The organism is Pseudomonas sp. PDM04, from assembly GCF_014851765.1.
Lineage (GTDB): Bacteria > Pseudomonadota > Gammaproteobacteria > Pseudomonadales > Pseudomonadaceae > Aquipseudomonas.
This window is the reverse complement of sequence record NZ_JACVAI010000001.1, coordinates 1,261,148-1,275,992: the sequence shown is the minus strand read 5'-3', so window position 1 is coordinate 1,275,992 and position 14,845 is coordinate 1,261,148. Positions and strand designations below refer to the sequence as shown.

Below are 14,845 nucleotides of genomic sequence, written 5' to 3'. Positions count from 1 at the left end.
CCGCACATGAATGACCTACAGCTCGACGACTTCAAGACCGACGAGGAAAAGGGCGCGATGGTCCTGCTGGTGGACGATCAGGCCATGATCGGCGAAGCCGTGCGCCGCGGGTTGGCGAACGAAGAGAACATCGATTTCCACTTTTGCGCCGACCCGCACCAGGCCATTGCCCAGGCGGTCCGCATCAAGCCGACCGTGATTCTCCAGGACCTGGTCATGCCCGGTCTCGATGGTCTGAGCCTGGTGCGCGAATACCGCAACCACCCGGCCACCAAGGACATCCCGATCATTGTCCTGTCGACCAAGGAAGACCCGCTGATCAAGAGCGCGGCGTTCGCGGCCGGGGCCAACGATTACCTGGTCAAGTTGCCGGACAACATCGAGCTGGTGGCGCGTATCCGCTATCACTCGCGTTCCTACCTGACCCTGTTGCAACGGGACGCCGCCTACCGGGCGCTGCGGGTCAGTCAACAGCAATTGCTCGACACCAACCTGGTGCTGCAACGCCTGATGAACTCTGACGGCCTGACCGGCCTGTCGAACCGCCGTCACTTCGATGAATACCTGGAGCTGGAGTGGCGCCGCTCACTGCGTGACCAGAGCCAGTTGTCGCTGCTGATGATCGATGTGGATTACTTCAAGTCCTACAACGACAGCTTCGGCCATCTGGAGGGCGACGAAGCCCTGCGCAAGGTCGCCACGGCCATCCGTGACGCCAGCGCCCGACCTTCGGACCTGCCGGCCCGTTACGGCGGCGAAGAGTTTGCGCTGGTGCTGCCCAACACCTCGCAGGGCGGTGCCCGCCTGGTGGCGGAAAAACTGCGCCAGACCGTCGCCGCGCTGAAGATCCCGCACATTGCACCGGCCGAAGGCTCGAGCCTGACCATCAGCATCGGCCTGTCGACCATCACCCCGCAACCCGGCAGCGATTGCCGGCAGCTGATCCTGGCGGCGGACAAGGGGCTGTACCTGGCGAAGAACAACGGGCGTAACCAGGTGGGGATCGCCTGACCGTGGCGGCTCCGGCCGCCTTCCCGCAGGAGCGAAGGTTGTCGGCGATGACGTCGGCAACTGGACGCCCCGTGGTGCGCTGTCGACTCTCGGGAGCAAGCTCGCTCCTGCCGGCGGCGATCAGTATCGGCATGGCTTTTCAGCCAGGCGGGCTGCCGTGACAGTCTGATTACGTTATACTCGCCGGCTTTCAAAAGTTCGCCTACGAGTGCTGCCCGCCATGGAAATCAATCCGATCCTGAACACTATCAAGGACTTGTCCGAGCGCTCCGAAACCATTCGGGGGTATCTTTGACTACGATCAAAAGCATGAGCGTCTGACCGAGGTCAATCGCGAGCTTGAAGATCCGAGTGTCTGGAACAAACCTGAATACGCCCAGGAGCTGGGCCGCGAGCGCTCTGCGCTGGCGCAGATCGTCGAGACCCTGGACGAATTGTCCGGTGGCCTGGCCGATTGCCGCGACCTGCTTGACATGGCCGTCGAAGAGAACGACGAAGGCGCCGTGAGCGACGTGGTCGCCGAGCTGGCCCGCCTGGAGGAAAACCTCGCCAAGCTGGAATTCCGTCGCATGTTCAGCGGCGAGATGGATGCGAACAACGCCTACCTGGACATCCAGGCCGGCTCCGGTGGTACCGAAGCCCAGGACTGGGCCAACATCCTGCTGCGCATGTACCTGCGCTGGGCGGACAAGCGCGGCTTCGATGCGACCATCATGGAGCTGTCGGCCGGTGAAGTCGCCGGTATCAAGGGTGCCACCGTGCACATCAAGGGCGAATACGCCTTCGGCTGGCTGCGCACCGAGATCGGCGTGCACCGTCTGGTGCGCAAGAGCCCGTTCGACTCCGGCAACCGTCGCCATACGTCGTTCTCCGCGGTGTTCGTCTCCCCGGAAATCGACGACAAGGTGGAAATCGAGATCAACCCGGCGGACCTGCGCATCGATACCTATCGCTCGTCCGGTGCCGGTGGTCAGCACGTCAACACCACCGACTCGGCCGTACGGATCACCCACGTACCGACCAACACCGTGGTCAGTTGCCAGAACGAACGTTCCCAGCACGCCAACAAGGACACCGCCATGAAAATGCTGCGGGCCCGGTTGTACGAGCAGGAAATCCAGAAGCGCAACGCCGCTTCCCAGGCCCTGGAAGACAGCAAGTCCGACATCGGCTGGGGTCATCAGATTCGCTCCTACGTACTCGATGCCTCGCGGATCAAGGATCTGCGCACTAACATCGAACGCAGCGACTGCGACAAGGTGCTCGACGGCGACATCGACGAATACCTGGAAGCCAGCCTGAAGTCCGGGCTGTAAAAAACATGCAACGCCGGATCGCCTGAAACATCGCGATCCTCTGTGGGAGCGGCCTTGCCCGCGATCCCCAGGCCGCAGGCCTGGGGACAACGAACCTGTGATGGAATTTTTAAAGACATGAGCGACCTAGAACTCGACCCGCAAGCCCTGCAACAGGAAGAAAACTCCCTGATCGCCCTGCGCAAGGAAAAGCTGGCTGCCGAGCGCGCCAAGGGCAACGCCTTCCCGAACGACTTCCGCCGTGACAACTACTGCGAAGATTTGCAGAAACAGTACGCGGACAAGACCAAGGAAGAGCTCGCAGAGGCTGCAATCCCGGTCAAGGTTGCCGGTCGCATCATGCTCAACCGTGGCTCGTTCATGGTGATCCAGGACATGTCCGGTCGCATCCAGGTCTACGTCAACCGCAAGACCCTGTCCGAAGAAACCCTGGCCGCGGTGAAAACCTGGGACCTGGGCGACATCATCGCCGCCGAAGGCACCCTGGCCCGTTCCGGCAAGGGTGACCTGTACGTTGAAATGACCAACGTGCGCCTGCTGACCAAATCCCTGCGCCCGCTGCCAGACAAGCACCACGGCCTGTCCGATACCGAACAGCGCTATCGCCAGCGTTACGTTGACCTGATCGTCAACGAAGACGTGCGCCAGACCTTCCGCGTGCGCTCGCAAGTGATCGCGCACATCCGCAGCTTCCTGATGAAGCGCGACTTCCTCGAAGTCGAGACGCCGATGCTGCAGACCATTCCCGGCGGTGCCGCGGCCAAGCCGTTCGAAACCCACCACAACGCGCTGGACATGGAAATGTTCCTGCGTATCGCCCCGGAGCTGTACCTCAAGCGCCTGGTGGTCGGTGGTTTTGAAAAGGTCTTCGAGATCAACCGCAACTTCCGCAACGAAGGCGTTTCGACGCGTCACAACCCTGAATTCACCATGTTGGAGTTCTACCAGGCGTACGCCGACTACGAAGACAACATGGACCTGACCGAAGAACTGTTCCGCGAGCTGGCGCAGCTGGTGCTCGGGACGACCGACGTGCCGTACGGCGACAAGGTGTTCCACTTCGGCGAGCCGTTTGCGCGTCTGTCGGTGTTCGACTCGATCCTCAAGTACAACCCCGAGCTGACCGCTGACGACCTCAACGACATCGACAAGGCCCGTGCCATCGCCAAGAAGGCCGGTGCCAAGGTGCTGGGCTTCGAAGGCCTGGGCAAGCTGCAGGTGATGATTTTCGAAGAGCTGGTCGAGCACAAGCTGGAGCAGCCGCACTTCATTACCCAGTACCCGTTCGAAGTGTCGCCGCTGGCCCGTCGCAACGACGACAACCCGAACGTCACCGACCGTTTCGAGCTGTTCATCGGTGGTCGTGAAATCGCCAACGCCTACTCCGAGTTGAATGACGCGGAAGACCAGGCCGAGCGTTTCATGGCGCAGGTGGCCGACAAGGACGCCGGCGACGACGAAGCCATGCACTACGACGCCGACTTCGTTCGCGCGCTGGAGTACGGCATGCCGCCAACGGCCGGCGAAGGCATCGGCATCGACCGTCTGGTGATGCTGCTGACCAACTCCCCGTCGATCCGCGACGTGATCCTGTTCCCGCACATGCGGCCGCAAGCGTAAATGTTTCAACTAAAAAGCCGCCTGAAATGGGCGGCTTTTTATTGCCTGTCTGGTACAAACGTATCAATTGGTTACTTTTGAAGTAGAGAGGAATTCCGGTTGTGAATGGCGCAAGGGCTCAAGAAGGTGCAGCGGATATCGCCACTGCGGTCGCTGAAAGTGTTCAGTACCAGGGGCGCAAGGCCAGTCGCCAGGGCAGCGAGCAGCGTCGGCAGGAGATTCTCGATGCGGCCATGCGCATTGTCGTGCGCGAGGGCGTACGGGCGGTGCGCCATCGCGCGGTCGCTGCCGAGGCCGGTGTGCCGCTGTCGGCCACCACCTACTATTTCAAGGACATCGACGACCTGCTCACCGACACGTTCGCCCAGTACGTGGAGCGCAGCGCGGCGTTCATGGCCAAGTTGTGGGTGAACAACGAAGGTCTGTTGCGCGAGATGGTGGTCAGTGGCGACGGCAGCCCTGAATCACGTTCGCAACTGGCGGACGATATAGCGCGGTTGATGGCCGATTATGTTCACCGTCAGTTGATCAACCGTCGCGAGCACCTGATGGCCGAGCAGGCGTTCCGCCAGGAGGCGCTGCTGAACCCGCGCCTCGCCGAGCTGGTGCGCTCGCACCAGCAGATTCTCCTGCAGGGTTCGTGTCAGTTGTTCCAGGTGCTGGGCTCCCGTGAGCCCCTGCAGGATGCCAAAGTGTTGACGGCGATTATCGGACGGATGGAATATCAGGGCCTGCTCAACGACGCCGGGCCTGAGGCCGAAACCGAGATGCTCGGCATACTTACACGTTATATGCATTTGGTGCTGGCTTCGGTTTAATCCCGGATCCATGTGGGAGCGAGCCTGCTTGCGATAGCGTTCTCATGTTCGACTATTGTTGCCTGACACTCCGTCATCGCGAGCAGGCGCTCGATGTTCGCTTGGGCCAGAAGGGTTTATAGGGAGTATTGGATGAAAGCCTGGCGTGTGGTCGTGATTGCCTTGTCGTTCCTGCTGCTCAGTGGCTGCCTGGTGACTTTCAAGCAGCCGCTGCCCACGAACGACCCCGCGCCCAAGGGTTTGCTCGGCCAGTGGACCAGCACCAATGCCTGGGGCGAGCCGATGAGCCTGGAACTGACGCGCACGGGCGACAATCGCTACCAGGCCGTCAGCTACTTCAAGGCCCGGCCGAGGGAGCGCGAAGCCTATCCCTTCACCGTTTCGCGCCACGGCAGCCGCTGGTACCTGTCGGCGAAGGTGCCGGCGCAGTTCGGCGGGCATTTCACCATTGCCGGGTTCGAGATTACCGACAAGCATGAGCTGGTGGTGTACAACCTCGACCTCGAACAGATCAAGCAGGCCATGGGGCAGAAGGTCCTCAGCGGCGAAGGGTTCCAGACCGACGATGGCGACGGGGTGCTGATCGACACCGGCATGGACCAGGTCTTCGCCTACCTCGACGATCCGGCCAACAGCGATGTGTTCGTTGAGGCGGTGCGCTACCAGCGTCAGGCCAAGACCCATTAAACCCAGCACGCAACGGTTTTTCTACAGGAGTTTCGGGTGGACGATTACCAGCAGACGATTCGTGTTTTGTCCGATCGCATAGTCCTGGCACAGACGCCGATCCGCGTCCTCGATGCGGTGAAGTGGGACGAGAACATTCGCAAGGGTTTCCTCAAGGCCAAGGGCAAGGAAATGCCGGCGGTGGACCGCGATTACTACCTCAATCGGCCGCTGTCCTTCGATTCCAGCAAGGTGAAACTGGAATTCCAGAACATCGAGCGCGACATCACCCGTCAGCTCGGCCAGTTCAACCCGGTCGGCCAGATCATGCGGCGCATGTGCAAGGAGTACCGCATGGTCGTGCGCATGCTCGAGGCCCGGGGCACCGAGGATTTCGGCCTGATTTCCCAGGAGCTGTACGGTGCGGCGTCCGATGCGTTTCACGCCGGCGACCCGACCTTGTCCGACCTGGGCCTGATGCTTTCCGATTACCTCAACAACATCGATGGCCGGGGTGACCTGAAGGACGAACCGAAAATCCTCACCGCCAAGGACGCCGTGCATCTGTTGCAAACCCGCCTGAGCAAGGTGTTTGGCGAGGCCGAGGAAACCATCCGGGTATTCGAATCCGACGGGATTGTCGCGGATGCGGCGGCGGGTGCGGACTACATAAAGATCCGCACCGACGCGATGTTCAACGAACGTGACGTGCGCGCCCTGGAAGTCCACGAAGGGTTGGTGCACGTGGGGACGACCCTCAATGGGTTGAACCAGCCGATCTGCACCTTCCTGTCCAAGGGCCCGCCCTCATCGACGGTGACCCAGGAAGGCCTGGCGATCCTCATGGAAATCATCACCTTCGCCTCCTACCCCAGCCGCCTGCGCAAGCTGACCAATCGCACCCGGGCGATTCACATGGTGGAGGAGGGCGCGGACTTCCTGCAGATCTTCGAGTTCTTCCGTGAGCAGGGCTTCGAAATGGCGGAAAGCTACGGCAACGCCAGTCGGGTGTTCCGTGGCTCGGTGCCCAACGGCCTGCCATTTACCAAAGACTTGTCCTACCTCAAGGGCTTCATCATGGTTTACAACTACATTCAGTTGGCCGTGCGTAAAGGCAAGCTCGAGCAGGTGCCGCTGCTGTTCTGCGGCAAGACCACGCTGGAGGACATGCGAACCTTGCGCCAGTTGGTCGATGAAGGCCTGGTGGTGCCGCCCAAGTATTTGCCGGAACAGTTCCGCGACATGAACGCGTTGTCGGCGTGGATGTGCTTCTCCAACTTCCTCAACCACCTGAGCCTGGACCGGATCGAGGCGGATTACTCCAACATTCTTTGAGCCGGGTGCTATGCCCTCTGTGGGAGCGAGCCTGCTCGCGATAGCGGTTCAACGCTCGACAAGAGTGTTGCCTGACACACGGCTATCGCGAGCAGGCTCGCTCCCACAGTTGATCCTGTTTCAACTTACATTTTCTGCGAGGTTCCAAACGGATGAGAATCCTCGGCATCATCTGCCTCCTCCTGACCCTGAACGGTTGCAGCTCGCTGCTGTTCTACCCCGAGCCCGGCCAGTTGTTCACCCCGGAAAAGGCCCATCTCGAATACCGCGATGTCACGCTTGCCACCGCCGACGGCGTGAAGCTGCACGGCTGGTGGCTGCCGGCGAAAAAAGGCGTGGAGGTCAAGGGCACGGTGCTGCACCTGCACGGCAACGGCGGCAATCTACCGATGCACCTGGGCGGCAGCTGGTGGTTGCCGGAAGCCGGTTATCAGGTCCTGCTGATCGATTATCGCGGTTACGGACTGTCCGAGGGCGAGCCGAGCCTGCCGGCGATCTACCAGGACATCGATGCCGCATTCAAGTGGCTCGACCAGGCGCCCGAGGTTCAAGGCAAACCTCTGATTCTGCTCGGCCAGAGCCTGGGTGGATCGATGGCGGTGCACTATCTGGTCCAGCACCCCGAACGGCAGAAACAGCTCAAGGCGTTCGTCCTCGACGGCGTGCCCGCCAGTTACCGCAGTGTCGGCCAGTTTGCGCTGAGTCATTCGTGGTTGACCTGGGCCTTCCAGGTGCCCCTGTCGTGGCTGGTGCCGGACGGCGACAGCGCGATCCACTCCATGGCACGACTCGACGGCGTGCCCAAACTGATCTACCACAGCATCGACGATCCGATCGTGCCTCTTTCCAACGGCATCCGACTGTATCAAGCTGCGCCGCCGCCACGGGTGCTTCAACTGACCCGGGGCGGGCATGTGCAGACCTTCGCCGATCCGGTGTGGCGCACGGTCATGCTGCGTTACCTGGATGATCCGCAGCACTTCAACGGCCTGCGCCGCCTGGGTGAAATCCCCAATTACCCGGCCCCTTCAAAAGATGAACCACCAGAGAGCCCGCAATGAGTGAAGAACGTAACGCCATCCCGCTGATCATCACCGGTATCTGCACCATCCTCGGCACTGTCGGGGCGCTGTGGTGGTACGGCTACCTGCATTTCGCCAAGCCTGAGGATGCGTTGCTGCTCAGCGACTTCACCATGCTCAAGACCGTTCCGGGCGAAGATTACAAGATCTCCCTGCAACCGGCCGCGCAAGTGGCCCAGTGCATCGATGGCGTGCTGGTGATGTTCGACACCGAACAGAAAGGCTTGACCGGGGTGCTGGTCAACAACAAGAAACAGGCCGTGCGCTGCATGGGCCAGGAAACGCCGCAGAAGCTGGAGCCTTGAAAGTCTTCTTCCAACACCGATAAAAAATGTGGGAGCGGGCTTGCTCGCGAAGGCGATGTGTCAGAAACATGAATGCTGACTGACACTACGAATTCGCGAGCAAGCCCGCTCCCACAGGGTGTTGTGTTACCGGTCAAGGCTTAGTTCGAACTCACTGCCGAACGCGGCACCACCGGCTGGTTGTCGTTGGAAATGGTCACTTCCACCCGACGATTCATCGCCCGGCCCGACACGGTGGAGTTCTCCGCCACCGGGTATTCCTTGCCGTAGCCCTGGGCGACGATGCGCGCAGGATCGACGCCCATCTTCACCAGTGCGGTGCGAACGGAACCGGCGCGGCGCTCGGACAGCGACTGGTTGTGCGCTGCGGTGCCGGTGCTGTCGGTGTAGCCTTCGACGATCACTTTGCGATCGGGATTTTCCTGAAGGTACTGGGCCAGCTTGTTGATGTTCACCAGGCCGCTGGATTTCAGGTCAGCCCGGTCGGTGGCGAACAGCACATCGCCGAAAGTCACCAGCGTGCCGCGATCGGTCTGCTTGGCGTTCAGGCTGTCCTGCAGTTGCTTGATCTGCGCATCGCGAGCATCCAGGCGGGCCTGGGCGCGTTGGGCGGCGGCGTTTTTCAGATTGGCTTCGGCGGTGCGCAGGGCGATGGTCTGTTTCGCCACTTCGACACGCTGGTTGGTCAGGTAGGCCAACTGGTCGACCTTGCTTTCATCCTCCCGGTCCAGATAGGCCTTGTCGGCCTTGTCGAGGTAGTCGCTGGCGTCCTTGGTTTCCAGCGCGGCGACTTTGCTCGCCTGCGGGTTGGCCTGCAGGCCGCTGTAGTTGGTACGGGCCTGTTCAAGGTTGGCGTTAGGCGGCGTGGAGCAGGCCGCCAGTGCAACGCTCGCAGCCAGCAGGGCAGGGATCATCAATTGATTGCGCTTCATGGTTTCGTCCTTTTAAGTCGAGTAAGAAATACGTCGCAGCGGCGCTTATTGCACGGTGCGCTGGCTTTCCTGACGCAGTTCCTGAACCCCTTTCTGAGAGTCCTTCACCGCCTGTTCGGCCTTGACGGCCTGGGCCTTGCGTTCGGCTACACGAGCATCCCATTCGGCTTGCTCGGCGAGCATGCGTGCCTGGTCATACTTTTTGTCGTGCATGGCGATTTCGGCTTGTTTGAGCTTGTCCTGGGCCGCCTTCATTTCAACTGCAGCGAACTCGGTGCCGCCGGCGCTGACGGCGTTGTTCACTGCCGACTCGGTCACGGCGTATTGCTCGGTGGGCGGGTTACCGGCGCAACCGGCCAGGATGACGCTGCTGCCGATGGCCAGCGCGGCCAGCTTGAGGCTGCGCAGGTGATTGAACGAGGACTTCGCGGTGCTGGTTTTCATGGTCTTCAACTCCATTGGAATTACTCCTGAACAACTGAAATCCATCCTGGGCAAGGAGCCGCCACTCACGAGTTTCGAGACATTTCAAAACGGCCGTCCCAGGCGTGGTTACTGGTTACGACCGAAGGCTTTTTTTAAAAGTTCAGAGAAGATGGCCTTTCGCCCGAAAAAACTTTGACCGAATGGACAAGGCTCTAAATCGGGAACTTTGGCGGTGTGGCGGGGTATTCGTGGGCCATAAAAGACACTAGGGGAGCGAGCCTGCTCGCGAAGCGTCACGCCGCTTTGGCTGAACGACCGCTATCGCGATCAGGCTCGCTCCCACCGTTTTTCGTGGGTTGAATCAGTGCTTCTGCTTGTCCTCACCCGATGACAGATCGTGCAGGTGCCGACGGGACAAGGCGAGAAAGCGCGGGGTCGGGCCGACGTCTTCGTACAAGGGATCGCCCTCTTCGTCGGTGGCGACGACGGTCGAGCCCTTGACGTACGGGAAGCTTTTTTCCAGCTCCTCGAGGGCGGCACCGATCAGTTCGCCGAGCAGTTCCTCGGGGTGGCGTTTGGGGTACATGTCGATGATCGCTGCCAGGCGTGCGGCGGATTCCACGTCCAGATGAATCGAGTAACCGGTATCGGTCAGGTGGCCCTTGGCGGTTTCTTCCCAATGCTGGGCAAGCTCGCGGATTTTCATAAAAACCTCATTGCGCGCCTGCTCGTGGCAGGCAGGTAAGTGTCCGGTCGTGACCGGCGTAAGCCGCTGTACGGCTTACTCTTCAGACTAGCTTCTGCGCTCAGGGTTTAAAGTCCCTTCGTCGTCTGCTTGTAAGAAGTGCCTGACGGCGGCACTCTTTGTTCACAAGGCAGCTCATTCCAAGACCCCTGGATTTTTCGCTGGAGAACGGCTGATGACCGATATCGATGCACGCTTGCGCGAAGACGTTCACCTGTTGGGTGAACTGTTGGGCAACACCATTCGTGAGCAGTACGGGGTTGGTTTTCTCGACAAGATCGAGCAGATCCGCAAGGGCGCCAAGGCCGACCGTCGCGGTTCCATGGACGAGGAGTTGAGCGCCAGCCTCAACCAGTTGAGCGAAGACGAGTTGCTGCCGGTGGCGCGGGCGTTCAACCAGTTTCTCAACCTGGCCAATATCGCCGAGCAATATCAGCTGATTCATCGTCGCGAGGCCTCGCAACCGGCACCGTTCGAAGCGCGGGTGCTGCCCGAGCTGCTCGCCCGCCTGCTCGCCGAAGGGCACGGCAAAGAGTCCCTGGCGCGGCAATTGGGCCGGGTGGAAATCGAGTTGGTGCTCACGGCGCACCCCACCGAAGTCGCGCGTCGCACGCTGATCCAGAAGTACGACGCCATCGCCGCGCAACTTGCTGCCCAGGATCATCGCGACCTGACCGTCGCCGAGCGTGAACAGATTCAAGCGAAATTGCAGCGGCTGATCGCCGAAGCGTGGCACACCGAAGAGATCCGCCGCACCCGCCCGACGCCGGTGGACGAAGCCAAATGGGGTTTCGCGGTGATCGAGCATTCGCTGTGGCACGCCATTCCGAACTACCTGCGCAAAGCCGACAAAGCCCTGCAGGATGCCACCGGCCTGCGCCTGCCACTGGAGGCCGCGCCGATTCGCTTTGCCTCGTGGATGGGCGGTGACCGTGACGGCAACCCCAACGTGACCGCTGCCGTGACCCGTGAAGTGCTGCTGCTGGCACGCTGGATGGCCGCTGACCTGTACGTGCGCGATATCGACCAGCTCGCCGCCGAACTGTCGATGCAGCAGGCCAGCGACGCGCTGCGGGCCAAGGCCGGGGACAGCGCCGAACCTTATCGGGCGGTGCTCAAGCAACTGCGCGAGCGCCTGCGCGCCACACGCAACTGGGCGCATGCCGCCCTGACGGCCGCCACCCCGGCACCCGCCGATGTGTTGCAGAACAACCGTGACCTGCTCGAACCGCTGGAACTCTGCTACCAGTCGCTGCATGAGTGCGGCATGGGCGTGATTGCCGATGGCCCGCTGCTCGATTGCCTGCGACGGGCGGTGACGTTCGGTTTGTTCCTGGTGCGCCTGGATGTGCGCCAGGATTCGTCCCGACACTCGGCGGCGATGACTGAAATCACCGATTACCTTGGCCTCGGTCGCTATGAAGACTGGAGCGAAGAGGAGCGCATCGCCTTCCTGATGCGCGAGCTGAACAACCGCCGACCGTTGCTGCCGGCGCATTTCAAACCCTCGGCCGACACCGCCGAAGTGCTCGCCACGTGCCGCGAAGTCGCCGCTGCGCCGGGGGCTTCGCTGGGTTCCTACGTGATCTCCATGGCCGGCGCCGCCTCCGACGTGCTCGCCGTGCAGCTGCTGCTCAAGGAAGCCGGCGTGCTGCGGCCGATGCGCGTGGTGCCACTGTTCGAGACCCTCGCCGACCTCGACAACGCCGGCCCGGTGATTGAAAAGCTGTTGCTGCTGCCGGGTTACCGGGCGCGCCTGCAGGGGCCGCAGGAAGTGATGATCGGCTATTCCGACTCGGCCAAGGACGCCGGCACTACTGCGGCGGCGTGGGCGCAATACCGGGCGCAGGAGCGTCTGGTCGACATCTGCCGCGAGCAACAAGTGGAGCTGCTGTTATTCCACGGTCGCGGCGGCACCGTGGGCCGTGGCGGCGGCCCGGCGCACGCGGCGATTCTGTCACAGCCTCCGGGGTCGGTCGCCGGACGTTTCCGTACCACCGAGCAGGGCGAAATGATTCGTTTCAAATTCGGCCTGCCGGACATCGCCGAACAGAACCTCAACCTGTACCTCGCGGCGGTGCTCGAAGCGACCTTGCTGCCACCACCGCCGCCGCAGCCTGCCTGGCGACATCTGATGGACGAATTGGCAGCAGACGGTGTCAGCGCCTACCGCGCCGTGGTGCGGGAAAACCCGCAGTTCGTCGAGTATTTCCGCCAGTCCACCCCCGAGCAGGAGTTGGGACGTCTGCCGCTGGGCAGTCGCCCGGCCAAGCGTCGCGCCGGCGGGATCGAAAGCCTGCGGGCGATTCCGTGGATTTTCGGTTGGACCCAGACCCGCTTGATGCTGCCGGCCTGGCTCGGCTGGGAAGCGGCGCTGAGCAAGGCGCTGGAGCGCGGTGAAGGCGAACTGCTGGGGCAGATGCGTGAGCAGTGGCCGTTCTTCCGCACGCGCATCGACATGCTGGAGATGGTGCTGGCCAAGGCCGACGCGGATATCGCCCGCTCTTATGACGAGCGCCTCGTCGAGCCGGACCTGCTGCCTTTGGGTGCGCACTTACGCGACCTATTGTCGCAGGCATGCTCGGTGGTTCTCGGATTGACCGATCAGTCGCAGCTACTGGCACATAGCCCGGATACCTTGGAATTCATCCGTCTGCGCAACACCTACCTCGACCCGCTTCATCTATTGCAGGCCGAGTTGCTGGCCCGTTCGCGAGGCCAGGAAGTGGCGCAGGACAGCCCGGTGGAGCAGGCATTGCTGGTGTCTGTGGCGGGGATTGCCGCCGGTTTGCGTAATACCGGCTAGAGTTTTTGCCGTGGGGACAGGCATCCGGTGCAGGCACCGGGTGCCGTTGTCGGGCGCGTCAAAAAGTTCGGCCAGGCGACAGTTACTGATCGGGTTGCGACTTGGGGAACCGCGCCAAAAGGACGCAGGAGGCGGCGGTTTCTCCGACTTTCGGCGGCTTGTGTGGGCGCAGCCTGCTGTGTATCTTGATCAGCCTTTGGCCGTTTGGGCGGTCACGACCCTATTTTTGAGATTGGCCCCACGAGGCGAATCTGACGTTATCCATATAAAAAATTGAGGAGCACATCGATGCGCGTCATTCTGCTGGGAGCTCCCGGGGCCGGTAAAGGTACTCAGGCTAAGTTCATCACCGAGAAATTCGGCATTCCGCAAATCTCCACCGGCGACATGCTGCGTGCGGCGGTCAAGGCCGGCACCGAGCTGGGGATCAAGGCCAAGAGCATCATGGATGCCGGCGGCCTGGTGTCCGATGACCTGATCATTGCACTGGTCAAGGACCGCATCGCTCAGGCCGACTGCGCCAAAGGTTTCCTGTTCGACGGTTTCCCGCGCACCATTCCCCAGGCCGAAGCCCTGGTGACGGCGGGTGTGGAGCTGGATGCGGTGGTGGAAATCGCCGTTGAAGACGAAGAAATCGTCCAGCGTATTGCCGGTCGCCGCGTACACGAGGCCAGCGGCCGCGTTTACCACGTCGTCTACAACCCGCCGAAAGTGGCTGGCAAGGACGACATCACCGGTGAAGAGCTGGTGCAGCGCAAGGACGACACCGAAGAAACCGTGCGTCACCGCCTGTCGGTCTACCATTCGCAGACCAAACCGCTGGTGGATTTCTACCAGAAACTGTCCGCTGCCAATGGCAAGCCGAAGTACAGCCATATCGAAGGCGTCGGTTCGGTTGAAGCGATCACGGCCAAGGTGCTGGCAGCCCTTAGCTGAAAAGTCTGATCCGCTGCATCATCCACGGCCCGCTTGCGGGCCGTAGTTGTTTATACTGGCGCACTTTTTTCTGACTCTCTTTACGGATACATCGATGAGCACCTTGCTGGCCCTGGACACCGCGACCGAAGCTTGCTCCGTTGCCTTGCTGCATGACGGCAAAGTGACGAGCCATTACGAGGTGATCCCGCGCCTGCATGCGCAGAAGCTGTTGCCGATGATCCAGCAATTGCTTGCCGACGCCGGAACCACGCTGCAAGCGGTGGATGCCATTGCGTTCGGGCGTGGGCCGGGCGCCTTTACCGGTGTGCGCATCGCCATCGGCGTGGTGCAGGGCCTGGCGTTTGCGCTGGATCGCCCGGTGTTGCCGGTGTCGAACCTGGCGGTGCTGGCGCAGCGAGCATGCCGCGAGCACGGCGTGAGCCAGGTCGCCGCCGCCATCGATGCACGGATGGATGAAGTGTATTGGGGTTGCTACCGCGAAACGGCGGGGGAGATGCGACTGGTCGGGCACGAAGCCGTGTTGCCGCCGGAGATGGCGGCGTTGCCGGCCGATGCCAGCGGTGACTGGTTCGGTGCCGGTACCGGTTGGGGTTACGGCGAGCGCATCGCCGTGAACCTCAGCGGCCAGGATGCGGGCCTGCTGCCCCACGCCGAAGACCTGCTGACCCTGGCCCGATTTGCCTGGGAACGCGGCGAGGCGATCGTGGCGGACGAGGCGCAGCCGGTTTATCTGCGCGACAAGGTGGCGACGCCCAAGGCGCGCTGACCCCGGAAAACGAGGCGTATCCCTCGCAAGCAGGCTCGCTCCCACATGGATTCCGTATCCACAAGTGGGAGCGAGCCT

At 61.8% G+C, this 14,845-nt stretch carries 14 protein-coding genes; 11 read left to right on the top strand and 3 right to left on the bottom strand.

Annotation, left to right across the window (positions count from 1 at the left end):
* The first annotated feature begins 6 nt into the window (after positions 1 to 6).
* From IB249_RS05970 to IB249_RS05935, 8 genes are all read left to right on the top strand, one after another.
* Positions 7 to 1,011 (top strand): response regulator, encoded by a 1,005-nt coding sequence (locus tag IB249_RS05970; protein ID WP_192302562.1) that lies wholly within the window; start codon positions 7 to 9, stop codon positions 1,009 to 1,011.
* A 220-nt stretch (positions 1,012 to 1,231) separates the two neighbouring features.
* Positions 1,232 to 2,327 (top strand): peptide chain release factor 2 gene (gene prfB / locus IB249_RS05965; protein ID WP_192302561.1). Its coding sequence is split into 2 segments (ribosomal slippage): positions 1,232 to 1,303 and positions 1,305 to 2,327, totalling 1,095 coding nucleotides; the frame shifts between segments, so codons are not numbered across the junction.
* Positions 2,328 to 2,444: 117 nt separating this feature from the next.
* The gene (gene lysS / locus IB249_RS05960) at positions 2,445 to 3,947 is read left to right on the top strand and encodes a lysine--tRNA ligase (RefSeq protein ID WP_192302560.1); all 1,503 of its coding nucleotides are present in this window, start codon (positions 2,445 to 2,447) and stop codon (positions 3,945 to 3,947) included.
* Between the two features lie 101 nt (positions 3,948 to 4,048).
* Positions 4,049 to 4,765, top strand: coding sequence for a TetR/AcrR family transcriptional regulator (locus tag IB249_RS05955; RefSeq protein ID WP_192302559.1), 717 nt, complete (start codon positions 4,049 to 4,051; stop codon positions 4,763 to 4,765).
* A gap of 132 nt (positions 4,766 to 4,897) precedes the next feature.
* The gene (locus IB249_RS05950; protein ID WP_192302558.1) at positions 4,898 to 5,452 is read left to right on the top strand and encodes a hypothetical protein; all 555 of its coding nucleotides are present in this window, start codon (positions 4,898 to 4,900) and stop codon (positions 5,450 to 5,452) included.
* 36 nt (positions 5,453 to 5,488) lie between these two features.
* Positions 5,489 to 6,766, top strand: coding sequence for a flavohemoglobin expression-modulating QEGLA motif protein (locus IB249_RS05945; RefSeq protein WP_192302557.1), 1,278 nt, complete (start codon positions 5,489 to 5,491; stop codon positions 6,764 to 6,766).
* A 152-nt stretch (positions 6,767 to 6,918) separates the two neighbouring features.
* On the top strand, positions 6,919 to 7,827 hold the full coding sequence (locus IB249_RS05940) for an alpha/beta hydrolase (RefSeq protein ID WP_192302556.1): 909 nt from the start codon (positions 6,919 to 6,921) through the stop codon (positions 7,825 to 7,827).
* Positions 7,824 to 8,153 carry a hypothetical protein gene (locus IB249_RS05935; RefSeq protein WP_192302555.1) on the top strand — a complete coding sequence of 110 codons (330 nt, stop codon included), beginning with the start codon at positions 7,824 to 7,826 and terminating at the stop codon, positions 8,151 to 8,153. Before IB249_RS05940 ends, IB249_RS05935 begins: the two co-directional genes overlap by 4 nt.
* Positions 8,154 to 8,293: 140 nt before the next feature.
* Here IB249_RS05935 and IB249_RS05930 read toward each other — a convergent pair whose 3' ends face one another.
* The 3 genes from IB249_RS05930 to IB249_RS05920 form a co-directional block, all read right to left on the bottom strand.
* On the bottom strand, positions 8,294 to 9,085 hold the full coding sequence (locus IB249_RS05930; protein ID WP_192302554.1) for an OmpA family protein: 792 nt from the start codon (positions 9,083 to 9,085) through the stop codon (positions 8,294 to 8,296).
* A gap of 45 nt (positions 9,086 to 9,130) precedes the next feature.
* Positions 9,131 to 9,544 carry a DUF4398 domain-containing protein gene (locus IB249_RS05925; protein ID WP_192302553.1) on the bottom strand — a complete coding sequence of 138 codons (414 nt, stop codon included), beginning with the start codon at positions 9,542 to 9,544 and terminating at the stop codon, positions 9,131 to 9,133.
* A 328-nt stretch (positions 9,545 to 9,872) separates the two neighbouring features.
* Entirely contained in the window at positions 9,873 to 10,217 is a 345-nt protein-coding gene (locus tag IB249_RS05920; protein ID WP_192302552.1) for a pilin assembly protein, read from the bottom strand.
* A gap of 214 nt (positions 10,218 to 10,431) precedes the next feature.
* Between IB249_RS05920 and ppc the strand changes: the two genes are divergently transcribed.
* The 3 genes from ppc (at position 10,432) to tsaB (ending at position 14,767) form a co-directional block, all read left to right on the top strand.
* The gene (gene ppc / locus IB249_RS05915) at positions 10,432 to 13,062 is read left to right on the top strand and encodes a phosphoenolpyruvate carboxylase (RefSeq protein ID WP_192302551.1); all 2,631 of its coding nucleotides are present in this window, start codon (positions 10,432 to 10,434) and stop codon (positions 13,060 to 13,062) included.
* A gap of 288 nt (positions 13,063 to 13,350) precedes the next feature.
* Complete coding sequence (gene adk / locus IB249_RS05910) at positions 13,351 to 13,998, top strand: adenylate kinase (protein ID WP_192302550.1); 648 nt, start codon at positions 13,351 to 13,353, stop codon at positions 13,996 to 13,998.
* A 94-nt stretch (positions 13,999 to 14,092) separates the two neighbouring features.
* Complete coding sequence (gene tsaB / locus IB249_RS05905; RefSeq protein ID WP_192302549.1) at positions 14,093 to 14,767, top strand: tRNA (adenosine(37)-N6)-threonylcarbamoyltransferase complex dimerization subunit type 1 TsaB; 675 nt, start codon at positions 14,093 to 14,095, stop codon at positions 14,765 to 14,767.
* Positions 14,768 to 14,845 lie beyond the last annotated feature (78 nt).